A 24488-nucleotide genomic window follows, 5' to 3' on the forward strand; every position below is an offset into this window, starting at 1 on the left:
GCCTCCTCTCGGCGTCTCGGGCGGACCGGCAGGCCGATCCTACGTATTCGGATAAGTACAGCACAGGATCAGGGCTTCAGAGAAGTCGCTGTTCCCGTGGTTAAGAACCTATGGTGATGACTGGGGCGGGCGCAAACTATTTTTTCGACGAGTTTTTCTCACAGCTCGTCAGCGGCCTCCCCGAGCGCTTCCTCCACCGTCTCACCTGCGCAAATGGCCAGGACAGCGGTGCCGAACCGGCCCAACTTCCGCGCGCCGACCCCGGAGATCACCGCCAGTTCGCCCTCGCTGCCCGGTACGGCCTCGGCGATCGCCATCAGTGTCTTGTCCGTGAACACGCAGAACGCGGGCTGACCGATCTCCTTCGCCCTGACCGCCCGCCAGTCGCGCAGCCGCTCGTACAGTGCCTCGTCCATGTCGGAAGGGCAGTCCTCGCAGCGCATCAGCTTCATCTCGCCGGCGTCGGTGAGGGTCTTGCCGCAGACCCGGCACCGGGCCGGGCCGCGACGGCCGCGCTTGGCCACCGGTCCCGGGCCCCGCTCGATGCCGCCGCCACCGGCCGCGCCGCGCGTGCCGAGGGGCACCGAGCCGGGACGCAGTCCGTTGAGGAAGCGGCTCGGGCGCCGTCCGGCGCGGCCGCCGGGCGAGCGGGAGAGCGACCACGACAGCGAGAGGTGCAGGCGGGCCCGGGTGACGCCGACGTACAGCAGCCGGCGCTCCTCCTCGACCTGCTCGTCGGTCTTGGCGTAGGTGATCGGCATCATGCCCTCGGTCAGGCCGACCAGGAACACGGCGTCCCACTCCAGGCCCTTCGCCGAGTGCAGCGAGGCGAGGGTGACCCCCTGGACCGTGGGGGCGTGCTGGGCGGCGGCCCGCTCGTCGAGCTCCGCCACCAGGTCGGAGAGCGTCGCGCCCGGCCTGGCACGCTCGAAGTCCTCGGCGAGCCGGACCAGGGCGGCCAGGGATTCCCAGCGGTCGCGCACCGCCCCTGAGCCCGCGGGGGGCTCCGAGGTCCATCCCTTGGTGGAGAGCACCGCGCGCACTTCCGCGGGCAGTCCCTCCGCGTCGTCGAGCAGGGAGTCGTTGCCTCCGGCACGGGCGGCGCCGCGCAGGGCGACTCCCGCCTCCCGCACCTCCGCCCGTTCGAAGAAGCGCTCCGCGCCGCGCAGCTGGTACGGCACGCCCGCGTCCGCCAGGGCCTGCTCGTAGACCTCGGACTGGGAGTTGACCCGGTAGAGCACGGCGATCTCGCCGGCCGGGACCCCTGCGGCGATCAGACCGCGGATCCGGCGGGCGGTGCCCTCGGCCTCCGAGGGCTCGTCGGCGTACTCCGTGTAGGCGGGCTCGGGGCCGGGCTCGCGCTGCGAGACCAGTTCGAGCCGGTGCTCCGCGGCGCGGCCGCGGGCCTGGCCGAGCAGTCCGTTGGCCAGATGGACGACCTGGGGGGTGGAGCGGTAGTCCCGGACCAGCTTGACCACCGTCGCGTTGGGATGGCGGGTGCGGAAATTCAGCAGGTGGTCGGGGGTTGCTCCGGTGAAGGAGTAGATCGTCTGGCTGGCGTCGCCGACGACGCACAGGGTGTCCCGGTCACCGAGCCAGAGGTCGAGCAGCCGTTGCTGGAGCGGGCTGACGTCCTGGTACTCGTCGACGACGAAGTGCTGGTACTGGCGGCGGACGTGGTCGGCGATGTCGTGGCGGTCCTGGAGGATGGCGACGGTGAGGAGCAGCACGTCCTCGAAGTCGATCACCGAGCGGTCGCGCTTCAGCTCCTCGTACGTCGCGTAGATCTGGGAGATCTCGGCCGGATCGCGCGGGGCGTCGCGTTGGGTCTTCGCGACCACGGCCGGGTAGTCGGCGGGCACGGTCTGGGTGACCTTGGACCACTCGATCTCGCTGGTGACGTCCCGCAGCTCGTTGCGGTCGAGTCGGATGCGGCAGCGGGCCGCGGCCTCGGCGACCAGCTGGACCTTGCGCTCCAGCAGCCGGGGCAGGTCGCCACCGACCGCTTTCGGCCAGAAGTACTGGAGCTGGCGCAGGGCGGCGGAGTGGAACGTCCGTGCCTGGACGCCTCCCGCGCCGAGCTGGCGCAGCCGCCCGCGCATCTCACCGGCGGCCCGGTTGGTGAACGTGACGGCAAGCACACTCGTCGGCTGAAGTATCCCGGCGCGCACCCCGTAGGCGATGCGATGGGTGATCGCACGCGTCTTGCCCGTACCGGCTCCGGCCAGCACACACACCGGGCCGTGCAGGGCCGTGGCGACCTCGCGCTGCTCGGGGTCGAGGCCGTCGAGCACGGCGTCGGCCGACTCGGGGACCTGCGGGAAAAGGGAGGAATGCGTTGCTGCTGTCACCCCGCCATGCTGCCAGGTCGGAGGAGGCGGACGCGGAAGTTGTCCACAGGGGGGGCTGCATCTGTCGTACTAATGCGGGGCGGCGGCCCGGCCGGTGCTGGGCGGCCCGGCCCGCACCGGGCCGCGGCCCGAGGCGGGGTGGCTGACGGGAATGGTGGTTGCCTCGCGTACGTTCCCTTTCCGTGCGGCGACGCACGGTCCAGCTTCTCCGCGTGACGGATGAGACGGATGCGACAGACGAGTCTGAGAAGACTGACGAGACCAAGGAGCGCGAAGACATGGCGGGCACTGTGACGATGTACAGCACCACCTGGTGCGGTTACTGCCGTCGGCTGAAGGGCCAGATGGACCGCGAGGGCATCGCGTACAACGAGATCAACATCGAGCAGGACCCGCAGTCCGCGGCCTTCGTCGAGAAGGCCAACGGGGGCAACCAGACCGTTCCCACCGTCCTGGTGGTCGGCTCCACGGGTGTCGAGGCCGTCATGACGAACCCGTCGCTGGCGCAGGTGAAGCAGGCGCTCGCCGCCTGATCCCGGCACTGCCGCAGTACGTGGACGTCCCCTCCGGTCCGGCACCGGAGGGGACGTCCGCGTACAGGTCCGGCGTCAGCCGACGCTGCCCGGCTTCGGGAGCGGCTTGCCGTACCAGAGCTCGATCAGGCGCGCCGCGATCGAGATGCCGAACGGGGGCAGGATCTCGCCCGATTCGAAGGCCGCCTTCAGGTCCTCGCGGGAGAACCAGCGGGCCTCCTCGATCTCCTCGCCGTCCACATTGATCTCGGACGAGGTGGCCCGTGCCATGAAACCGAGCATCAGACTCGACGGGAACGGCCAGGGCTGGCTGGCGATGTACTCGACCTCGCCGACCGTGACCCCCGCCTCCTCGAAGACCTCGCGCGCCACGGACTGCTCGATCGACTCCCCCGGCTCGACGAAGCCCGCGAGCGTGGAGAAGCGGCCCTCGGGCCAGTGGACCTGACGGCCCAGCAGGGCGCGGTCCTGGTCGTCCGTCACGAGCATGATCACCGCGGGGTCGGTACGCGGGTAGTGCTCGGCGCCGCAGGCCGGGCAGCGGCGGATGTGGCCGGCCGCCGCGATGACCGTGCGCTCGCCGCAGCGGGAGCAGAAGCGGTGCAGTCGCTGCCAGTTCTCCAGGGCCACCGCGTGCACCATCAGGCCCGCGTCGCGCGGGCCGAGCAGCAGACCGGCCTCGCGCAGGCCGGCCGGACGGGCCGGCTGGTCCATGCGGCCGGGCAGGGAGTCCTTCTGGAGTGCGAAGTAGCTGACGCCCTCCTCGTCGGTGCCGAGGAAGTAGCGGTGGGTCTCGGTGACCGGGGCCTCGAAGGCCGGGGTCATGACGATCTCCGTACCGCCGTCGGCGGTGTCGTCGATCAGCACCTGGCCGCCGGAGACGACGAACACGCGGGTGGTCGGGTGGCTCCACGCGGCGGACAGCCAGGCCTCGTCGAGGCGGTGGTGCGCGGCGCGGTCGATGCCGCTGGGCGCGGTGAGACCGATGGGCCGGTCTGCGGTGGCGTTGTCGAAGGTGCTCACAGGTGCTTCCTACTCCCCCGGGATGGATCGGGTGTTCAGAGGATTCAGCGGAGTGCGGCGGCCAGTTCGCCCCAGAGATGGGCGGTCGTCTCCACGCCCTTGAGCAGAAGGTCGAGCTCGACCTTCTCGTTGGGGGCGTGCCAGCCGTCGGACGGTACGGAGATGCCCAGGAAGAGGACGGGTGCGCCGAGCACGTCCTGGAGGTCGGCGGCGGGTCCCGAGCCCCCTTCGCGGGTGAAGAGGATCTTCTGGCCGAAGGCCCGTCCCATGGCGCGGGCCACGGCCTGCAGGGCGGGGTGGTCCAGCGGGGTCAGACAGGGGCGGGTGGCCGGGGCGAAGGTGATCCGGTGCCCGACACCGGCGGGGACCTGCTCCTCGGCCCAGGCCCGGACCACCTGCTGGATCCGGTCCGGGTCCTGGCCTGCGACCAGCCGGAAGCTGATCTTCACCAGGGCGGAGCCCGGGATGATCGTCTTGCTGCCGGCGCCCTGGTAACCGCCGCCGATGCCGTTGACCTCGGCGGTGGGGCGGGCCCAGACGCGTTCCAGCGTGGAGTAGCCGGTCTCGCCCGATGCCGCGCGGGACTTGGCGGTGCGCAGCCAGGTGGCCTCGTCGAAGGGCAGCTCGGCGAAGAGCGCGCGTTCGGTGTCGGTGAGTTCGGCCACACCGTCGTAGAAGCCGGGGATCGCGACCCGGCCGTCCGCGTCGTGCAGTGCGGCGACGAGCCGGGCGACGGCGGTCGCCGGGTTGGGGACCGCGCCGCCGAACGAACCGGAGTGGATGTCCTGCTCGGGGCCGTACAGCTCGATCTCGCACTCGGCCAGGCCGCGCATGCCGGTGCAGACCGTGGGGGTCGACTCGTCCCACATGCCGGTGTCGGAAACGATCACGGCGTCGGCGGCGAGCCGGCCGGCCCGCTCCTCGACCAGGGCGCGGAAGTTCGGCGAGCCGGACTCCTCCTCACCCTCGATCAGGAGCTTGAGGTTGACGGCGGGGGCGGTGCGGCCGGTGGTGGCGAGGTGGGCGCGGACGCCGAGTGTGTGGAAGAACACCTGCCCCTTGTCGTCGGCGGCGCCCCGCCCGTACATCCGGCCGTCGCGGATCACCGGCTCGAACGGGTCGGTGTCCCAGCCGTCCTCGCGGGCGGCGGGCTGCACGTCGTGGTGCCCGTAGACGAGGACGGTCGGGGCGTCCGGGTCGTCGGACGGCCAGTGGGCGAAGACCGCGGGGGCGCCGGGCGTCTCCCAGATCTCGGTGACCGGGAAGCCGGTCTCCCCGAGCTTGGCGGACAGCCACTCGGCGCTGCGCCGTACGTCCCCGTCGTGCTCCGGCTGGGCGGATACGGACGGGATGCGCAGCCAGGCGGCGAGGTCGTCCAGGAAGGCTGTGCGGTGCTGCTCGGTGTACGTACGGACGGCGCTGTCCGGGGTGTCGCTCATGGCCTTGAGCCTAGTGCCTCGCCCCATGGGGTCCGCCCGCCCGCGGTGGCCCGGGGGGCGGCCGTGATCCGCCGGACAAGGCCCTACGCCGTGGGCGGTGGCTCGTCCAGCAGGATCCGTTCCAGTTCCGCCCGGCCCGGGAGGCCGGCGGGGTGGACGGTCTCGCCGCTGCGCACGTACAGGAACGTGGCGGTGACGTCGGTGAGCGGCAGATCGTGCAGCTCCGCCCAGGCCAGACGGTAGACCGCGAGCTGGAGGGGATCGGCGGCGTTGGTGCGGGTGGTCTTCCAGTCGACGATCTCGTACGTGTCCCCGGTGCGGTACACCGCGTCGATGCGGCCCCGGATCACCCGGCCGGCCAGGGTGATCTGGAACGGCGTCTCGACGCGGTACGGAGTGCGGCGGGCGTACGGGGTGCGCTCGAAGGCCTCCTTGAGCGCGGCGAGGTCGCGCTCGTCGGCGATCTCGGCGTCGTTCTCGTCGCCGCCGGGCAGCTCGTCGGGCCCGAGCATCGGCAGCGGCAGCTCCTCGAAGCGGGACTCCACCCAGGCGTGGAAGCGGGTGCCCCGGCGGGCCGCCGGCTGCGGCGGCCGCGGCATGGGCCGGGCCAGTTCCTGGGCAAAGCCGTCGGGGTCGTCGGCGAGGCGCAGCAGCTGGGTGGCGGAGAGCGACGCGGGTACGAGGACGTCGCGCACGGTGGCGCGGGCGCGGCGCAGTTCGCCGGTGAGGGCGTCGAGGTCGCGGTCCCAGGAGGTGAGGGTGCGGGCTTCCTCGGGGGTGAGCCGGTGCGCCCCGGCGGGCTCGGGGGTGCGGGCCGCGGGGACGTGCGGCGTGGGGGCGGGGAGTGCGGAGGTGCGGGCGGGAGGGGGCTCCGTCGACAGCGCGTCCCAGTCGTCGGCCTCGTCGTCGGCGTACGGGGCCCCGTCCGGGAACGGGACGTCGTCGAGGTACGCCTCGTCGTCGGGAAACGGGGCGTCGGCGTATCGGTCGTGGCAGGAGTCGGCGCACGGCTCCCGGGCGTCGGGCAGCGCCTCGTACGCGTCCGGTACGCCCCCTGTCGTGGCCAGGGCCTCCAGGTGCGCCATCACCGTGTCCGCGGCGGCCCGGCGGCGGGTCAGCGCGGTGTCGTCCAGCGGAAGCGGCCAGGCGTGGTCGGCGGCCGTCCCGTCGAGCGCCGGGTTCTCCTCGTCCTCGGCCGGTTCGTCGGCCCAGACCTCGATCTCGCCGTGCCCGGCCGCGCAGTGCTCGTACAGCGCGTGCAGGAAGCCGGACGGGCCGCGCGGCTTCTTCTGGGACGGGCCCCACCAGTGGCCGGAGCCGAGCAGCAGGGTGCGGGGTCTGGTGAAGGTGACGTAACCCAGGCGGAGCTCCTCGGTGTGCTGGTGCTCCTTCATCTCCTCCTTGAACGCCTTGAGCCCCTTGGCGTCCCAGGAGTGGACATCGGGGAGGGTCGCCCGGTCCCCGCGCAGGGCGTGCGGGAGGACCTTGGACTGGGCGGTCCAGGCGTCGCGGGACTGGCCGCTGGGGAACTGGCCGGTGACCAGGCCGGGCACCGCGACGACATCCCACTCCAGGCCCTTGGACTTGTGGGCGGTGAGGACCTTGACGGTGTTCTCGCCGCCGGGCAGGGCGTTGTCCAGGCCCTTCTCGTACTGGACGGCGGTGCGCAGGAAGCCGAGGAAGGCGAGGAGGGTGGCCTCGCCGTCGACGGCGGCGAAGCGGGCCGCGACGTCGAGGAAGTTGGCGAGGGTCTCGCGGCGGCGGGCGGCCAGGGCCTGCGGCGACGCGGAGAGCTCGACCTCCAGGCCGGTGGTGGCAAGGACCCGGTGCAGCACGTCCATCAGCGGGTCGGCCAGCGAGCGGCGCAGGTCGCGCAGCTCGGCGGCGAGGCGGGCGAAGCGGATGCGGGCCTCGGTGGAGAACGGAAGTCCGTCGTCCTCCTCGCCGCCCGATTCGAGGAAGGTGTCCAGCGCGTCGGCGAGCGAGATCACCTCGGCCGGGTCGATGCCCTCGACAGCCTCGGCGAGACGGCGGTCGGGGTCGAAGTCGTCGTCGGCGTGGGCCGCGCGGTGGACGAGGAGCCGGGCGCGGCGGCCGAGCAGGGCCAGGTCGCGGGGGCCGATCCGCCAGCGGGGACCGGTGAGCAGCCGGACCAGGGAGGCGTTGGCGCCCGGGTCCTGGAGGACCTCGCAGACCGCGACGAGGTCGGCGACCTCGGGCAGGTGCAGCAGCCCGGACAGGCCGACGACCTCGACCGGGATGTCGCGGGCCACCAGCGCGGCCTGGATCTCCGGGAAGTCGCCCGCGGTGCGGCACAGGACGGCGATCTCGCCGGGTGCCTTGCCGGTCCGCACCAGATGGGCGATCGAGTCGGCGAGCCAGTCGATCTCCTCGGCGTGGGTACGGAGCAGCGCACAGCGGACGATGCCGTCGCGCTCGGCGCCGGGGGCGGGGCGCAGCGCCTCGACGCCTTCGTGCATGGCGCGCAGCGGTGCGGCGAGGCCGTTGGCGAGGTGCAGGAGCCGGCCGCCGCTGCGACGGTTCTCGCTGAGGGAGAAGCGGGTGGCGGGGGTGCCGTCGGCGTGCGGGAAGTGGAGCGGGAAGTCGTCGAGGTTGGCGACGGACGCGCCGCGCCAGCCGTAGATCGCCTGGCAGGGGTCGCCGACGGCGGTGACGGCGTGCCCGGTCGTGCCCCCGGGGCCGCTGCCGAAGAGGGCGGAGAGCAGCAGGCGCTGGGCGACGGAGGTGTCCTGGTACTCGTCGAGCAGCACGACCCGGAATTCGTCGCGCAGGATCGTGCCGACCTCGGGGCGGGTGAGGGCCAGCTCGGCGGAGAGCGCGATCTGGTCGCCGAAGTCGAGGAGGTCGCGGCTCTTCTTGGCGTCGCGGTAGCGCCGGGTCAGCTGGAGCAGCTCGCGACGGGCCTCGGCGGTCTCGGGAATCCTGCGCAGCTCGGCGTTGCTGAGCCGGGCCGATGCGAGCGTGCTCAGCAGGCCGGTGTCGTGCTCGGCGAGCTGTTCGGGGCGTACGAGGTGTTCGGCGAGCTCGGCGTCGAGGGCCAGCAGATCGCTGACGAGGGTGGGGAACGACCTGGTCAGGGCCGGATAGGGGCCGGGGGCCTCGCGCAGCACGCGGGCGGCGAGCTGGTAGCGGGTGGCGTCGGCGAGGAGGCGCGTGGTGGGTTCGAGTCCGATGCGCAGCCCGTGCTCGGTGAGGAGCCGGCCGGCGAACGCGTGGTACGTGGAGATGCTGGGCTCGCCCGGGGGATTGTCCGGGTCGATGGCGTCCGGATCGGTGACCCCGGCCGCGATCAGGGCCTTGCGGACGCGCTCGGCGAGCTCACCGGCCGCCTTGTTGGTGAAGGTGAGCCCGAGGACCTGCTCGGGGGCGACCTGGCCGGTGCCCACCAGCCACACCACGCGCGCCGCCATCACCGTGGTCTTCCCGGACCCGGCTCCGGCCACAATCACCTGCGGGGCGGGCGGCGCGGTGATGCAGGCCGTCTGCTCCGGGGTGAACGGGATCCCGAGGAGCTCCTTGAGCTGCTCGGGATCGGTGATACGTGAGGACACCCCAGAGAGGCTAACCGGACGCACCGACAATGTGCCGGGCCGGTGGAGGTCCGGCGCCCCGCTCACTCCAGGATGTGGCGGCTCACTCCAGGATGTGGCGGCCCTCCGGCTGTGCGCTGCACGAGGCCCGGAAGGCGCAGTGCGTGCAGTGCTGGCCGGTCGTGGGGGTGAAGCGTTCGTCCAGGACCCGGCCCGCGGCGGTGGCCAGCAGGTCGGGGACCCATTCACCGGCGAGGGGTTCCTGCGCCTGCACCTTGGGGAGGGCTTCGCCGCCCTCCTTCTTGGCGGCGGGCTGGCGCAGCTGTACGAGTTCGGCGCCGCCGGGCTCGGGTCGGCGGCCGTCGAAGACCTCGTCGACCGCGCCTTCCCGGACGGCCAGCTGGTACACGGCGAGCTGGGGGTGGCGGGCGACCTCGTCCCTGGTCGGGGACTGCTTGCCGGTCTTGAAGTCGACGACGTAGGCCCGGCCCTCGGCATCCTGCTCGACACGGTCCATGGAGCCCCGGATGCGCACCTGGTACTCCCCCGCCTCCAGCGTCACGTCGAAGTCGTGCTCGCTCGCGGCGGGGGTGCGGCCGGTGCGGTCCATGACGTGCCAGCGCAGGAAGCGTTCGAGAGCGGCCCGTGCCTGTTCCTTCTCCTGCCGGGACTTCCAGGGGGCGTCGAAGACGAGGCCGTCCCAGACCGAGTCCAGCCGCTCCATCAGGACGGCGAGATCGGCGGGGGTACGTCCGGAGGCCACCTCGTCGGCGAGTACGTGGACGACGTTGCCGAAGCCCTGGGCCGCCGTCGCCGGGGCGTCCGCCTTCACCTCGCGGCCCAGGAACCACTGGAGCGCGCAGGTGTTGGCGAGCTGGTCGAGCGCGCTGCCGGAGAGGGCCACGGGCTGGTCCCGGTCGCGGAGCGGGACGGCGGAGCGGGTCGGTTCGTACAGGCCCCACCAGCGGTAGGGATGGGCCGCGGGTACGAGCGGCTGGCCCTCGTCGTCGGTGAGCGCGGCGAGCCGGGCGAGGCGGCGGGCGGCTTCCTCGCGCAGGGCGTCGGAGGCCTCGGGGTCGACGGTGGTGGCGCGGAGTTCGGCGACGAGCGCGGCGACGGCGAGCGGGCGGCGCGGCCGGCCGGTGACGTCGCGCGGTTCGGCGCCGAGCTCGGTGAGGAAGCGGGACGGCTGGTCGCCGTCGTCGGCGGGTGCCTTCACCGCGGTGACGACGAGCCGTTCGCGGGCGCGGGTCGCCGCGACGTAGAAGAGCCGGCGCTCCTCGGCGAGGAGGGCGCCGGGGGTGAGCGGTTCGGCCAGGCCGTCGCGGCCGATCCGGTCCGCCTCCAGCAGCGAACCGCGGCGGCGCAGGTCCGGCCAGAGCCCCTCCTGCACACCCGCGACGACGACGAGGCGCCACTCCAGGCCCTTGGAGCGGTGCGCGGTCATCAGCCGTACGGCGTCGGGGCGCACCGCGCGCCTGGAGAGGGTGTCGGCGGCGATGTCCTGGGCGTCGACCTCCTCCAGGAAGTTGAGCGCGCCGCGCCCGCCGGTGCGTTCCTCGGCGCGGGCCGCGGTGTCGAAGAGCGCGCAGACGGCGTCGAGGTCGCGGTCGGCGTTGCGGCCGCCCGCGCCGCCGCGCAGCGCGGCGCGCTCCAGTCGGCCCGGCCACGGGGTGCCTGCCCACAGCGCCCACAGCGCCTCCTCCGCGGTGCCGCCGCCTTCGAGCAGCTCGCGCGCCTTGCGCAGGAGCGCGCCGAGGCGCTGGGCGCCTCGGGCGTACGCCGGATCGTGCGCGACGAGCCGTTCGGGCTCGGCGAGCGCGCGGGCCAGCAGGTCGCCGGAGGGTGCCGGTACGCGGTTCCCGGCCGCCCGCTCCTCGTCGCGCAGGGCCCGGCCGAGGCGGCGCAGGTCGGCCGCGTCCATGGAGCCGAGGGGGGAGGCGAGCAGGGCCAGGGCGGTCTCGGTGTCCAGCCAGTAGGGCACCTCCGCACCGTCGCCCTCCGTCGTCGAAGCCTCCTGCGACTCCGCGCCTTCGCCTTCCGCCGCCGAAGCGCCCTCCGTCGTTGAAGCGCCCTGCGACTCCGCGCCTTCACCCTCCGCCGCCGAAGCGCCGTCCGCCGCCGAAGCCTCCTCTTCCTCCTCCGCGCCCGGCGCACCCCGGCGCAGAGCCGCCGTGGCGACCGCGCGCAGGGCTGTCAGGAGTGGGGCCACCGCCGGTTCGTGGCGCAGGGGAAGGTCGTCCCCGTCGACCTCCAGAGGGACGCCCGCCGATGTCAGGGCCCGGCGCAGCGAGGGGATCGTGCGGCCTCCGGCCCGTACGAGCACCGCCATCTCGTTCCACGGGACGCCGTCCTCCAGATGTGCCCGGCGCAGCAGATCGGCGATGTTGTCGAGCTCGGTGGACGCGGTCGGATAGGTGTACGCCTCCACGCTGCCGCCCTCGCGGACCGCGGCGAGCTCCCGGTGGGCGCGGACCTTCGCCGAGGGCAGCCGGGTCAGCGGCATCCGGCGGGTGAGCAGCCGGGTGGCGGCCAGCAGCCGTCCGGCGGAACGCCGCGAGGTGGTGAGCACGCCGACCGGGGCCGGGGCGCCGTCCGCCCGCCGGAACGTGTCCGGGAAGTCGAGGATGCCGTTCACATCGGCGCCCCGGAACGCGTAGATCGACTGGTCCGGGTCGCCGAAGGCGATCAGGTCCCGGCCGCTCCCGGCGCCCGGGGCGCTCCCCCGGTTGCCGGCCAGCGCGTGCAGCAGCCGGACCTGCGCCGGGTCCGTGTCCTGGTACTCGTCCACGAACACCGCGTCGTACTGCCCCGCAAGCAGGGCCGACACCTCGGGGCGCTCCGCGAGCAGCACGGCCCGGTGCACCAGCTCCGCGTAGTCGAGCACCCCCTGCCCGTCCAGCACGTCCAGGTACTCGGCGAGGAACTCGGCGGCGGCGCCCCAGTCGGGCCGCCCGGTGCGGCGGGCGAAGGCGGCCAGCGCGTCCGGCCCCAGGCCCAGCTCACGGCTGCGGGCCAGCACCGCTCGCACCTCGTCGGCGAAGCCACGCGTGGTCAGACAGGCCCGCAGCTCGTCGGGCCAGCGGATGTGGGCGAAGCCGTCCCGCTCCAGTTCGAGCTGGCCGGCGAGCAGCTCGCGGACGGTGACGTCCTGCTCCGGTCCGGAGAGCAGCCGCATCGGTTCGGCGAAGAGGTCGGCGTCCTGGTGGGCGCGGACCAGTGCGTAACAGAAGGAGTGGAACGTGGTCGCCTGCGGTCCGCGGGCGGCGCCGAGGCGGGCGGCCATCCGGTCGCGCAGCTCCACGGCGGCCTTGCGGCTGAAGGTGAGCACCAGGATGCGCGCCGGGTCGCCACCGCGTGCGATGCGCGCGGCGACCGCCTCGACGAGCGTGGTCGTCTTGCCGGTGCCGGGTCCGGCGAGCACCAGGAGCGGGCCGCCGGGGTGATCAACCACCGCGCGTTGTGCCGCGTCCAGGTGAGGAGGGTCCACGGAGCCCGGCGGGGTGCGCACCAGTCGGTACGCGCCCGCGGACCGCTGCCGTGTTCGACGGTGCGGACTGTGCCGGGTGAAGGAGGAGGAGCTCACGTGGATCGCCGGTCCTGGTGGGTGTACTGATGATGAGAGTGCGGTGCGCGCCGCGAACTTACGAAGCTACGCCAGCGCGGGCGCGATCCGGGACGAGTGCGCTGCGTGCCTCGTCACGTTCCGGGGCGCGGACGCCATTGCGGGTCCGGTCCTGCGGCCGGCCGTGCTTTCCGTCACTGCGCGCGGCCACGGTCCCGTCGCGTCGCAGGCCACAGACTCGACCGTGGATCACTTTCCGCGCACCCTTGATCACTTCCCGTAAGCCCTGGATCACTTCCCGGAAGTCGGGTACGTCGTACGGCCCCGGTGCCGCCCCCTGTGCCGCCGGATGGCCGAAGCTGTCAGATGTGAGCACCTCCACCCCTGTCCCGGTCCGCGCCCCCGTCCGCGGTGACGCCGTCCCACCGTGCCCGCTTCATGTCGAGGCGCGGCAGATGGCCCTCCGCGCCGCGCGACGCCTCACGCAGCGGGGTGCCCTCCGCGCGGTAGTGGTCCAGTGCCCGCAGCTCGTGGCCGGGGAGCAGCGCCCCGTCGGCGCGCACCACGCGCCACCACGGCACCGCGGCCCCGTACAGCGACATGACCCGGCCGACCTGGCGCGGACCGCCCTCGCCCAGCCACTCGGCCACATCGCCGTAGGTCATGACGCGGCCTGGCGGGATCAGCTCGGCGACATCGAGCACGCGCTCCGCGTACTCCGGCAGTGCGTGGCTCGTGCGGTCGTCACTCGTCCCGTCGCCGCTCGTGCGGTGTTGGCTCATCCGGTCCATCCTGCCGTACGCCACCGACATCCCGGCCCGGTCCGTGTGCGTCCGGTCACAGGGCCTGCGGGCAGAAGCGAAGGGGCGTATCTTGCGCTTCCCATGTCCGTGCAGCGCACCCTGATGCGCCCCTGCGTCGCCGGGCCGTGCCACCATCGTGCGGGCGGTGACCGGTGATACGAGAACACGAAGACCAATCAGAGGCGACGAAGGAGCAGGGCGTGCAGCCACCGAAGGCGGCGGACGCCCCTGACGCCGAGCCGCAGCCGGACGCGTCCCGCGCGCCCGCCGAAAAGCCGGATGGCGAGCCCGGAAAGCCCCGTACCGAGCCCGTGGAACCCGCTGCCGAGCGCGGAGAGCGCCCCGGACATCCGGTCGGCTCGACGCTCTCGACCGCCGCGGAGGAGCAGGCCGAGCGCGTCTCGGGAGACGAACCGCTGCTCCCCGCCCGGGTACACCGCCCCTCCGATCTCATGCGGCTCCTCATCGGGGTCCTGGCGATCGTCGTCCTGTTCTCGATCGCCGCGTTCGCCCACGGCACGACCACCGGCCTCGAACAGGACATCAACAAAGGCACCGGCCAGGCGCCCGACGTCCTGATCAAGATCGCGGGTCTGGTCTCCAGCATCGCCGTGCTGCTCGTCCCGGTCGCCTTCGCCATCGAGCGGCTGATCAAACGCGACGGGCTGCGGATCGCCGACGGGGTGCTCGCCGCCGTACTGGCCCACGGAGTCACGCTCGCCGCCGACCTCTGGGTCGCCAAGTCCGCCCCCGGCACCATCCAGGACGCCCTGACCCAGCCGCAGCCCGGTGACGCGCTCACCGATCCCGTGCACGGCTATCTCGCGCCGGTGATCGCCTATATGACGGCGGTCGGCATGGCGAGACGGCCGCGCTGGCGGGTCGTGCTGTGGGTGGTGCTGCTGCTCGACGCGTTCGCCATGCTGGTCGGCGGCTACACGACCCCGTTCTCGATCATTCTCACCGTGCTGATCGGCTGGACCGTCGCGTACGGCACGCTGTACGCGGTCGGCTCGCCGAACGTACGGCCGACCGGTCAGCATCTGATGGCCGGTCTGCGCCGTGTCGGCTTCCGCGCGGTCAGCGCGATGCGCGCCGACGACGCCCCCGACTCGGGCGACCAGAGCGACCGGGGGCGCCGCTATCTGGTCTCCCTGGAGGACGGGCCACCGCTCGATGTCACGGTCGTCGACCGCGAGCAGCAGGCCCAGGGCTTCTTCTACCGGGTGTGGCGCAGGCTCACCCTGCGCGGCATCACCCAGCGCCGCTCCATCCAGTCGCTGCGCCAGGCCCTGGAGCAGGAGGCGCTGCTCGCCTACGCGGCGATCGCCGCCGGAGCCAACGCGCCCAAGCTGATCGCCACGTCCGAGCTCGGACCCGACGCCGTGATGCTGGTGTACGAGCACATCGGCGGCCGTTCCCTGGACGCGCTGGAGGACTCGGAGATCACCGACGAGTTGCTGCACGGCGCCTGGCGTCAGGTGAAGGCGCTCCAGTCGCGCCGGATCGCGCACCGCAGGCTCACCGGCGACGCCATCCTGGTCGATCGTTCCGGCAAGGTGTTCGTCACCGATCTGCGCGGCGGCGAGATCGCGGCCGGTGATCTGGTCCTGCGGATGGATGTCGCCCAGCTGCTGACCACGACGGGTCTGCGGGTGGGCGCCGAGCGGGCCGTGGCCGGGGCGCTGGAGGTGCTCGGTCCCGACGCCGTCGCGGACTGCCTGCCGCTGCTCCAGCCCATCGCGCTGAGCCGCTCCACCCGGGCGGCCCTGCGCCGGCTCGCCCGGGAGCGCTCGCAGCGGGAGCGCGAGGCGGTGCTGGAGGCGTCGGACGCGGCCAAGCGGGCCAGGACACACGAACACGGGACGCAGTCCGAGGCACCGGAGGGGACGGTCGCCACCGGCGCGGTCACCGACCACGGGACGGGCCGCAAGGCGGACCGCAAGGCGCTCCGCAACCAGAAGCAGGCCGAGAAACGCGCCCTGGACGACGCCCTCGACGGGGCCCGCGAGGAGGATCTGCTCTCCCAGATGCGGCAGCAGGTGCTGCTGATCCGGCCGCAGGCACCGGTCGAACCGGTGCGTCTCGAACGCATCAAGGCCCGCACCCTGCTCAGCTGCATCGCCGGTGCGATCGCCGCGTACTTCCTCATCTCGCAGGTCACCCAGGCCGACTTCGGCGCGGTCGTCGAGCAGGCGGAATGGGGCTGGGTGGCGGCCGCGGTCGCCTTCTCCGCCCTCAGCTACGTGGCGGCGGCGATGAGCCTGCTGGGCTTCGTGCCGGAACGGGTGTCGTTCGGCAAGACGGTGCTGGCGCAGGTCGCCGGGTCCTTCGTGAAGATCGTCGCCCCGGCCGCCGTCGGCGGTGTGGCGCTGAACACCCGCTTCCTGCAACGGGCCGGGGTACGCCCGGGGCTCGCCGTGGCGAGCGTCGGCGCCTCGCAGCTGTTCGGTCTCGGCTGCCACATCCTGCTGCTGGCGGCCTTCGGCTATCTGACCGGTACGGAGAAGACCCCGTCCTCGCTCACCCCGTCCAGGACGGTCATCGCCGGACTGCTGACGGTCGCCGTGCTGGTGCTGGTGGTGACGGCGGTCCCGTTCCTGCGGAAGTTCGTGGTGACGCGGGTGCGGTCGCTGTTCGCCGGAGTCGTACCGCGCATGCTCGACGTGGTCCAGCGGCCGCAGAAGCTGCTGACCGGCATCGGTGGAATGCTGCTGCTGACCGGTCTGTTCGTGATGTGCCTGGACGCCTCGGTGCGGGCGTTCAGCGGTCCGGACGTGCCGCATCTCAGCTATGCCAGCATCGCGGTGGTCTTCCTCGCCGGCAACGCGCTGGGGTCGGCGGCGCCCACCCCGGGCGGAATGGGCGCGGTCGAGGGCGCGCTGACGCTGGGTCTGATCGCGGTCGGCCTGCCGAAGGAGGTCGCGGCACCCGCCGTGCTGCTGTACCGCCTGCTGACGCTGTGGCTGCCGGTGCTTCCCGGCTGGCTCTGTTTCAACCATCTGACCCGCAAGGGCGAGCTCTGACGCCCCTTCAGCCGCCGGGCGGGACCCTCAAGGCCAGTCGGGCGACGGCGGCGCAGCCCGCCACCCGCTTGGACCGGTGCCCCGTGCAGCGACCGGCTTCCCGCCGCACCATGGGCCCATGAGGACCTCCCCTGCCCTGCGCGCCGCCGCCCTGGCCGCCGCCGTCACCGTGCTCCTGCCCATCACCGCCTGCTCGGAGAGCGGCAACAAGGACGACCCGGACGGGCCGCAGAGCTCACCGCTCGCGGCGAACGCCGCCGAGGCGAGCGGCTCCGGCGACCTCGCTTTCCAGAAACTGACGTGGAAGCCCTGCCCCGCCCCGTCCCCGGCGCAGGGCAGCGGAAAGGCGCCGTCCCCGCTGCCCGGCGGCACCCCCTGGGAGTGTTCGTTCATGCGGGCGCCGCTCGACTACGCGAAGCCCGAGGGCGAGACGGTCCAGCTGGCGCTGATCCGGGCCAGGGCCAAGAACCAGGACAACCGGATCGGCTCCCTCATCTTCAATTTCGGCGGCCCCGGCGCCTCCGGTGTCGCCACCCTGCCCGCCTTCGGCACCGACTACGACAAGCTCCGCGCCCGCTACGACCTGGTCAGCTTCGACCCGCGCGGCGTGGGCCGCAGCGACGGCGTGGAGTGCGAGACCGACAAGCAGCTCGACGCCCGCTTCGAGACCGACAGCACCCCGAACACCAGCGCGGAGGTGAACGCCTTCGTCAAGAACACCAAGGCGTTCGCGCAGGCCTGCGAGAAGAACTCCGGCAGACAGCTCCCGTACGTCGGCACCACCGATGCCGCCCGTGACATGGATCTGATGCGGCAGGTGCTCGGCGACAAGAAGCTGTACTACTTCGGCGTCTCGTACGGCACCCAACTGGGCGGCGTCTACGCCCACTTGTTCCCGAAGAACGTCGGCAGGTCGGTACTGGACGCGGTGGTCGACCCGACGCTGGACTCCGAGCAGTCCTCGCTCGGCCAGGCCAAGGGCTTCCAGCTCGCGCTGAACAACTTCACCCAGGACTGCGTCGACCGCGGCGAAGCCTGCAAGCTGCCCGGTTCCACCTCGAAGGAGGTCGAGCAGGGGGTCGCCGGTCTTCTCGCCCAGCTGGAGAAGAAGCCGATCCAGGGGCTCGGTTCGCGTCAGCTGACGCAGACCCTGGCGACCACCGGCATCGCGGCCGCCCTCTACTCCAAGCAGACCTGGCCACTGCTGGAAGAGGGACTGGACGAGGCCGACGGCGGCAACGGCGCGCTGCTCCTCGCCCTCGCCGACTCGCTGAACGGCCGTTCCGACAACGGCCAGTACGACAACTCGATGGCCGCCAACACCGCCATCAACTGCGCCGATTCCAAGCAGCGGTTCACCGCGGACCAGACCGAGGCCAAGCTCCCCGAGTTCCGGTCCGCCTCGAAGATCTTCGGCGACTACCTGGGCTGGTCCCTGATGGCCTGCACCGGCTGGCCGGTACCGGGCGCCTGGAACACCCCGGACGTCAGCGCCCCGGGCGCGGCCCCCATCCTCGTCGTCGGCAACACCGGCGACCCGGCGACGCCGTACGAAGGCGCGAAGGCGATGGCCGACGCGCTGGGCAAGGGCGTCGGCGTCGAGATGACGTACGAGGGCCAGGGGCACGGCGCGTACAACAGCGGCAACGCCTGTGTGCAGAAGACCGTGGGCGGCTACCTGCTGGAGGGCAAGGTTCCGGCGGCCGGAACCGTCTGCAAGTAGCGGCGTGTCCCCGAAAAGACCCCCAGGGCCTGTCCGGCTCCAGGACCCCGCGAGCCCGGCCTGATCCACACGCAAGGCCCTAGCATGGGCGGACTTTCTGTACGCCGTAGGTACGGGCACATCTGTACGCCGCGAGTACAGGCACATCGGGAGGACGCACACGTGGTCGCACACGCACGCGCCGGGGCTCTGGCCGGCGCCGCACTTCTGCTGACGGGGCTGCTCGCGGGCTGCGGCGGAGGTACGGACGACAAGCCGGCCGACGGAACGGACCACGATGCCGCGCCCTCGGCCGGCCGGCCGTCCACCACGCCGGGCGGGCAGCCGGGCACCCCCCGGCTGCCCGCGGCCCTCGCCTCCCAGCGGCTGGACTGGAAGGGCTGCGAGGCCCGCGCGGGCGAGAGCGCGCCCGGGTCCGACTGGCGCTGCTCGACGGTCCGGGTGCCGCTGGACTACGCGAAGCCCGACGGCGAGACGATCGGGATCGCGCTGATCCGCAAGAAGGCCGGGAACACCAGCCGGCGCCTCGGCTCGATGCTGTTCAACTTCGGCGGCCCCGGCGGTTCGGGGGTCTCGATACTGCCGCACGCCGCCGGCTCGTACGGCAACCTCAACTCCCGCTACGACCTGGTGGGCTTCGACCCGCGCGGGGTCGCGGGCAGCGAAGGGGTGAGCTGCCGCACCGACAAGGAGCAGGAGAACGCCTACCGGAAGGTCGACATGACCCCGGACACGGCGGCGGAGGAGGCGGCGTTCCTGAAGGACGGCGCGGACTTCGGCGCCGGCTGCGAGCGCCGCTCCGGCAAGATCCTGCCGTACGTCGGCACGACGAACGCCGCCCGGGACATGGACCTGATCCGTGAGGTGCTCGGCGACAAGAAGCTCACCTATTTCGGCGTGTCGTACGGCACCGAGCTCGGCGGCACCTACGCGCACCTCTTCCCCGGGAACGTCGGCCGGACCGTCCTGGACGCCGTCGTCGACCCGACCGCGGACACCATCGGGCATGCCCGCAACCAGGCGACCGGCTTCCAGCGGGCGCTGGAGAACTACCTCAAGGACCGCGGCCAGGACCCGAAGGCCGGGACCCGGCGCATCGCCCGGCTGCTGGAGCGGATCGACAAGAAGCCGCTGCCGACCACCTCGGGCCGCGAGCTCAACGACTCGCTGGCCGTCACCGGCATCGTCATGCCGCTCTACTCCAAGAGCAACTGGCCGTATCTGACGCGGGCGCTGGACGAGGCCGAGAGGAGCGGCACCGGAAACATGCTGCTCCAGCTGGCCGACTCGTACAACGGCCGTGACGAGAAGGGGCACTACGACACCCAGAACCACTCGCAGCGCGCCATCTCCTGCGCGGACAGCAGCCTCCGGCCGACGGCGGACGAGGCGAAGGCGCTCCTGCCGGAGTTCCGGAAGCTGTCCCCGGTGTTCGGCCCGTTCCTGGCGTGGGACACGGCGGGCTGGTGCTCGCAGTGGCCGGTGAAGGGTGAGCACGAAAACCCGGAGGCGAGCGCTCCGGGCGCCGGTCCGGTCCTGGTCGTCGGCACGACGGGTGACCCGGCGACGCCGTACGAGGGTGCCCGGAAGATGGCGGACGAGCTGGGCAAGGGCGTGGGCATCATGCTCACCAACAAGGGCGAGGGGCACGGCGCGTACGGCGGGAACTCCTGCGTGACGTCGACCGTGGACGCGTACTTCCTCGACGGGATGGTCCCGGAGGACGGCAAGACCTGCTCGTAGGGCGGCCCGGAGGTACGGCGAAGGGGCCGGTCCGTGCGGACCGGCCCCTTCGCCGTACCAAAAGGTGTCTCAGTACACGGGCTTCTCGGGCTCGATCTGGTTGACCCAGCCGATCACGCCGCCACCCACGTGGACCGCGTCGGCGAAGCCCGCCGACTTGAGGACCGCGAGGACCTCGGCGCTGCGGACGCCCGTCTTGCAGTGCAGGACGATGCGCTTGTCCTGCGGGAGGTCCTGGAGGGCGTTGCCCATCAGGAACTCGTTCTTCGGGATCAGCTTCGCGCCCGGGATCGAGACGATCTCGAACTCGTTCGGCTCACGGACGTCGATGATCTCGATCTTCTCGTCCGCGTCGATCCACTCCTTGAGCTGCTTGGGAGTGATCGTGGAGCCGAGCGCCGCCTCCTGGGCCTCCTCGGACACGACGCCGCAGAAGGCCTCGTAGTCGATGAGCTCGGTGACGGTGGGGTTCTCGCCGCAGACCGCGCAGTCGGGGTCCTTGCGGACCTTGACCTGGCGGTACTGCATCTCCAGGGCGTCGTAGATCATCAGCCGGCCGACCAGCGGGTCGCCGATGCCGGCGAGCAGCTTGATGGCCTCGTTGACCTGGATGGAACCGATCGACGCGCAGAGCACCCCGAGCACGCCGCCCTCGGCGCAGGAGGGGACCATGCCCGGCGGGGGCGGCTCCGGGTAGAGGCAGCGGTAGCAGGGGCCGTGCTCGGACCAGAAGACGGACGCCTGGCCGTCGAACCGGTAGATCGAGCCCCAGATGTACGGCTTGTTCAGCAGTACGGCCGCGTCGTTGACCAGATAGCGGGTGGCGAAGTTGTCCGTGCCGTCCACGATCAGGTCGTACTGGGCGAAGATGTCCATCACGTTGTCGGCTTCGAGCCGCTCCTCGTGAAGGACCACGTTCACGTACGGGTTGATGCCCAGCACCGAGTCCTTGGCGGACTCGGCCTTGGAGCGCCCGATGTCGGCCTGGCTGTGGATGATCTGGCGCTGCAGGTTCGACTCGTCGACCTCGTCGAACTCCACGATGCCGAGCGTGCCGACACCGGCCGCGGCCAGGTACATCAGGGCCGGCGAACCGAGACCGCCGGCACCGACACAGAGCACCTTCGCGTTCTTCAGCCGCTTCTGTCCGTCCATCCCGACATCCGGGATGATCAGGTGGCGGGAGTACCTGCGGACCTCGTCGACGGTGAGCTCAGCAGCTGGCTCGACCAGGGGTGGCAGCGACACAGGAACCTCAACAATGCAGGTGGTCGGTTTCTACGTACTTCATCTACGTACGGTTGTTCTTGCCGTAACACTGCCACGCCCCCTCTCATTCCGAGATACCAGGTCCGATCCGCGAGACAATTTCGTCCCAGTACCTGGGCAGCGCCGCGAATGGGTCCGTTTGTCCCTGTTGGCCGTCTCGATCCGTGAAGAAGATCGTGCCCGCGCCCTGCCAGCGGGCGATGCGCATGGCCTCGTCGAGGTGGGTGCGCGGAACGCCGTGGACGAAGTGCGCGAACCGCTCCGGCGGATACGAGGCGGTCCACTCCGCCACCTGCGACCAGCGGTAGTCGGTCCACGGTCCGCAGAAGGTGACCAGCTGGTCGGCGGCCTCGGCATAGCCGGGATACGGATGGGTGCCCAGCCCGAGCACCAGCGGCCCGATCCCCTCCCCGTACGGGCGGTCGCCGTCTTCGAGGAGCGTCGCGAGGGTGCTGGTGAGACGGCGCACCGCCGGGAGGTGGACACGCTCGGCCGGGCAGCGGCCGAGATAGAAGCCGTCGACGCGGTACCAGTCGAGGAACGACTGGGCGTCGGCGATCAGTTCCCCGAAGGGGCGGCTGCCGAAGGCCAGGTCGAGATGGCCGAGCAGCCGGCCGCCCGCCGCCCGTACCGAGTCCTGCGGATCCTCGCCGTGCACAGCCCGCTCGCGCGCGTTGCGGAGTCGGCCCGCGGCTTCCAGGCAGTGCGGATCGGGGCGGGCGCCGGGGCCGTTGTCGATGTTGAGGACGGCCCAGTGCAGCGGGGTGCCGGGGCGGGCCAGTTCGGCCCATTCGGCCGGTGCGAGCAGTGGATGCGCGTAACCGGGCACGCCGAAGCCGAACTGTTCGGCGCCGCTGGTCCGGCGGGCCGTACCGGTGCTGGTCAGATACGGCATGCCGCCTCCATCCAGATGTCGGCGAGGGACTCCTCCAGATTGATCCGGGGACGCCAGCCGAGCCGGTCCCTGGCGGTGCGGACGTCCGCCTGCTGCCAGGCGCCGCAGCCGTCCGGATAGGGGGACGGGGTCGCCGAGAGGTGCTCGATGACCGACTCGGTCGAGGTGCGCGGGGCGCCGATGGGCAGCCGGGGCGGGGGCGCGTCGAGCTCGTGGAGTGCGCCCGCGTACCCGGCGACCCTGGCGAGGACGGCGGCCGCGTCCCGGAGCCGCACGGCGCGGCCGGTGCCGATGTTGACGACGCCCTGGGCGGCGGAGAGCGAGGCGGCGTGCACGGCGCGCGCGACATCACGCACGTCCACGAAGTCGCGCTGCACGCCGAGGCCGCTGAGCTTCAGCTCGCCGTCGCCGGACTGCATGGCCCGGCGCATCGCCTCGGCGAGCCTGCCGAGCGGGGAACCGGCCGGGGTGCCCGGCCCGACCGGGGAGAAGACCCGCAGCACGACCGCGTCGAGGCCCGAGCCGAGGACGAGTTCGGTGGCGGCGAGTTTGCTGACGCCGTACGGGCCGCCGGGGCGCGGAATCGCGTCCTCGGCGGTGGACGAGCCGGGCTGCGAGGGCCCGTACTCCGACGAGCAGCCGACCTGGACGAGCCGGGCCGTGCAGCCGCTGCGCCGCATCGCCTCGCACACCGTGGCGACGGCGACGGTGTTGTGACGGGTCAGATCGCGGGCCCCGCCGCGGGTGGCGCCCGCGCAGTTGACCACCACTCCGGGGTGGACGGCGTCCAGGAAGCGGGTCAGCGCGCCGGGGCTGCCGCTGGCCAGGTCGAACCGTACGTCGGCGTCGTCGCCCCGGCCGAGCGCCGTGAGGTGCACGGCGGGGTCGGCGAGCAGGCGGTCGGCCACGAACCGGCCGAGGAATCCGTTGGCTCCGAGCAGCAGCACCCTCATCGCGCGCCCCCTCGGCGCCGACGGCGAGCTGCCGGTGAAGGGGATTGGGGGGTCATGTCCGGTGTCTCCTTGAGGAAGTGAGATGCAGTGGCGGGCAATGACCCGCGGCGTCGGCTCCGCGGGGCGTGCGGTGGCAGTGGTACGGCTGTGGTGGTTACGCGGCGGCCGGGCCTTCATCGACCGGCCGGGCGGTGGTGTGGGCGGACGCGCGGGAGAGGACGACGGTGGCGGCGATCAGCAGTCCGAGCGCGGAGGCACCGCACGCGACGGCGGGTACGGATCCGGGGCCGGACGCCATGACGAGGACATCGACGGGGCGGGCGAGGAAGTGCAGACCGGGCAGCCGCCCGGCCAGGACCAGTGCGGGCGCCAGGGCCTCGACCGCACAGGCGACGGCCAGGCCGCCGGTGGCGAGCTCGGGGAACCCGTGCACGGTCAGCAGCCGGGCCAGCAGGAGCAGCACCCCGAGCGCGGCCGCCCCGCCGAACGCTCCGCCGCCCCCGTATCCCAGGTGGGCGAGGCAGAGCAGCCCGGCGAGGGCGCACAGGTGGAGTGCGACGGCCCAGAACAGCAGGGGGCGCACACTCGCGGCGAACTCCTCCAGCGCGCGGCTGCCGTTGAGTTTGCGGTGGGCGTGCACGGAGAAGAGGTGGGCGCACCAGGTGGCCGGGGCGAGCGAGAGGGCCAGGCCCAGCAGCGGTGCGGGGGTGATCGCCCAGGGGCCCTCGGGGCCGCCGCTGAGCACCTGATCGAGCAGCGGTTCGCCGTACAGGACGTAGCCGAGGAGCCAGCAGCCGTACACCTTGGCCACGCCCGATGAGCGGCCTTCGGCGTGCAGGGGGCCGCTGCGCAGGCTGACGGCGAGCCCGATGAGCGCGACGAGCGCCCCGGTGAGGGCGATCACGAGCCGTGCCCGGCCGCCGAGCGCTCCCTCGGTGAGCCCGAGTGCGCCGACGGTCGCGACGCAGGCGGCGCCCGGCACCAGCGCGCGGAGCGACCAGGCGGTGCGTGTCGCGATGTCATGCTCCGGCGCGTCGGGCCCTGTTGCGGGCTCCGCCGCCGTACCGGGTACCCGGGCGAACAGCTCCTCCGCGAGCGAGAAGACATCGCGGTGCCGGTAGCGGGCGGCGACGCGGTCGGTGACGCCATGGGCTTCGAGCCCGGCGGCGACCTCCAGCGGGTCGACGGCCCGTTCGCACAGCTCGCGGTGCCGGTGCATCAGCGATTTCACGGGGTCGGCGGGGCCGCGGCGCGAGGCATTGAGCCGACGCGCCGGAGCGGGGCGCGCGATCTCGGGGGCGCGGGGGGGCTCGGAGGGCTCGAACAGCCCGTGCGCCTCAGGCGTCCCAGACACATCAGGCATCCCAAGCGTCCCCGGCGTCCCAAGCGTCCCCGCCGCCTCACGCATCTCGGGCGCCTCAGGCGCCTCAGGCATCTCGGAGGGCTCGGACGGCTCGTGTGTCCCGGGGTTCTCGGAGACCAGGGCCCGCGAGCGGAGGTCCCAGCTTCCGCCGGTGGTCGGTGTTGCGGGTGCGTCGGACACCTCGGTCGGGCCGCCCATGGTGATTCCTCCGTGATCGTCGCCGGCTGTGTCGGGCCGCCCCGGCCCGCCGC

14 protein-coding genes are annotated in these 24488 nt (G+C 72.5%); 4 read left to right on the forward strand and 10 right to left on the reverse strand.

All coding sequences use genetic code 11. The annotated features are described in order from the left end of the window. Positions 1 to 158: 158 nt before the first annotated feature. Entirely contained in the window at positions 159 to 2351 is a 2193-nt protein-coding gene (locus OG520_RS13555) for an ATP-dependent DNA helicase UvrD2 (protein ID WP_406013337.1), read from the reverse strand. Positions 2352 to 2629: 278 nt separating this feature from the next. Here OG520_RS13555 and OG520_RS13560 point away from each other — a divergent pair, with 278 nt between their 5' ends. Continuing rightward, positions 2630 to 2884 carry a mycoredoxin gene (locus OG520_RS13560; protein ID WP_385336114.1) on the forward strand — a complete coding sequence of 85 codons (255 nt, stop codon included), beginning with the start codon at positions 2630 to 2632 and terminating at the stop codon, positions 2882 to 2884. 75 nt (positions 2885 to 2959) lie between these two features. Here OG520_RS13560 and nudC read toward each other — a convergent pair whose 3' ends face one another. From nudC to OG520_RS13585, 5 genes are all read right to left on the reverse strand, one after another. After that, positions 2960 to 3907, reverse strand: coding sequence for an NAD(+) diphosphatase (gene nudC / locus OG520_RS13565; protein ID WP_399328849.1), 948 nt, complete (start codon positions 3905 to 3907; stop codon positions 2960 to 2962). A 44-nt stretch (positions 3908 to 3951) separates the two neighbouring features. Continuing rightward, a complete protein-coding gene (locus OG520_RS13570) occupies positions 3952 to 5346 on the reverse strand; it encodes a dipeptidase (protein ID WP_406013338.1) in 1395 nt (464 codons plus the stop codon). A gap of 83 nt (positions 5347 to 5429) precedes the next feature. Then, positions 5430 to 8918 carry a UvrD-helicase domain-containing protein gene (locus OG520_RS13575; protein ID WP_406013339.1) on the reverse strand — a complete coding sequence of 1163 codons (3489 nt, stop codon included), beginning with the start codon at positions 8916 to 8918 and terminating at the stop codon, positions 5430 to 5432. A gap of 82 nt (positions 8919 to 9000) precedes the next feature. After that, positions 9001 to 12483, reverse strand: a complete 3483-nt coding sequence (locus tag OG520_RS13580) for an ATP-dependent helicase (protein WP_406013340.1) — start codon at positions 12481 to 12483, stop codon at positions 9001 to 9003. A 341-nt stretch (positions 12484 to 12824) separates the two neighbouring features. Beyond that, positions 12825 to 13244: an MGMT family protein gene (locus OG520_RS13585; protein ID WP_399328845.1), complete on the reverse strand. Its 420-nt coding sequence runs from the start codon at positions 13242 to 13244 to the stop codon at positions 12825 to 12827. 221 nt (positions 13245 to 13465) lie between these two features. Between OG520_RS13585 and OG520_RS13590 the strand changes: the two genes are divergently transcribed. The 3 genes from OG520_RS13590 (at position 13466) to OG520_RS13600 (ending at position 19757) form a co-directional block, all read left to right on the forward strand. Then, positions 13466 to 16291, forward strand: a complete 2826-nt coding sequence (locus OG520_RS13590; RefSeq protein WP_406013341.1) for a lysylphosphatidylglycerol synthase domain-containing protein — start codon at positions 13466 to 13468, stop codon at positions 16289 to 16291. Positions 16292 to 16409: 118 nt separating this feature from the next. Further along, positions 16410 to 18014, forward strand: a complete 1605-nt coding sequence (locus OG520_RS13595) for an alpha/beta hydrolase (RefSeq protein WP_406013342.1) — start codon at positions 16410 to 16412, stop codon at positions 18012 to 18014. Between the two features lie 162 nt (positions 18015 to 18176). Beyond that, positions 18177 to 19757, forward strand: coding sequence for an alpha/beta hydrolase (locus OG520_RS13600; RefSeq protein WP_406013343.1), 1581 nt, complete (start codon positions 18177 to 18179; stop codon positions 19755 to 19757). A gap of 69 nt (positions 19758 to 19826) precedes the next feature. Here OG520_RS13600 and moeZ read toward each other — a convergent pair whose 3' ends face one another. The 4 genes from moeZ to OG520_RS13620 form a co-directional block, all read right to left on the reverse strand. After that, the gene (moeZ, locus tag OG520_RS13605) at positions 19827 to 21005 is read right to left on the reverse strand and encodes an adenylyltransferase/sulfurtransferase MoeZ (RefSeq protein WP_266414620.1); all 1179 of its coding nucleotides are present in this window, start codon (positions 21003 to 21005) and stop codon (positions 19827 to 19829) included. A gap of 85 nt (positions 21006 to 21090) precedes the next feature. Next, complete coding sequence (locus OG520_RS13610; RefSeq protein ID WP_406013344.1) at positions 21091 to 21921, reverse strand: spherulation-specific family 4 protein; 831 nt, start codon at positions 21919 to 21921, stop codon at positions 21091 to 21093. Then, complete coding sequence (locus tag OG520_RS13615; protein WP_072483872.1) at positions 21909 to 22874, reverse strand: NAD(P)-dependent oxidoreductase; 966 nt, start codon at positions 22872 to 22874, stop codon at positions 21909 to 21911. Before OG520_RS13615 ends, OG520_RS13610 begins: the two co-directional genes overlap by 13 nt. Before the next feature lie 154 nt (positions 22875 to 23028). Continuing rightward, the gene (locus tag OG520_RS13620; protein WP_406013345.1) at positions 23029 to 24237 is read right to left on the reverse strand and encodes a hypothetical protein; all 1209 of its coding nucleotides are present in this window, start codon (positions 24235 to 24237) and stop codon (positions 23029 to 23031) included. Positions 24238 to 24488: the final 251 nt, after the last annotated feature.

The organism is Streptomyces sp. NBC_00984, from assembly GCF_045162475.1.
Classification (GTDB): domain Bacteria; phylum Actinomycetota; class Actinomycetes; order Streptomycetales; family Streptomycetaceae; genus Streptomyces.

Excerpts from the sequence above, each read along its gene's own strand:
- OG520_RS13610 (WP_406013344.1), bottom strand. The coding sequence starts at position 21,921 with ATGCCGTATCTGACCAGCACCGGTACGGCCCGCCGGACCAGCGGCGCC.
- OG520_RS13585 (WP_399328845.1), bottom strand. The coding sequence starts at position 13,244 with ATGAGCCAACACCGCACGAGCGGCGACGGGACGAGTGACGACCGCACG.
- OG520_RS13560 (WP_385336114.1), top strand. The coding sequence starts at position 2,630 with ATGGCGGGCACTGTGACGATGTACAGCACCACCTGGTGCGGTTACTGC.
- OG520_RS13620 (WP_406013345.1), bottom strand. The coding sequence starts at position 24,237 with ATGCCTGATGTGTCTGGGACGCCTGAGGCGCACGGGCTGTTCGAGCCC.
- OG520_RS13570 (WP_406013338.1), bottom strand. The coding sequence starts at position 5,346 with ATGAGCGACACCCCGGACAGCGCCGTCCGTACGTACACCGAGCAGCAC.
- OG520_RS13615 (WP_072483872.1), bottom strand. The coding sequence starts at position 22,874 with ATGAGGGTGCTGCTGCTCGGAGCCAACGGATTCCTCGGCCGGTTCGTG.
- OG520_RS13595 (WP_406013342.1), top strand. The coding sequence starts at position 16,410 with ATGAGGACCTCCCCTGCCCTGCGCGCCGCCGCCCTGGCCGCCGCCGTC.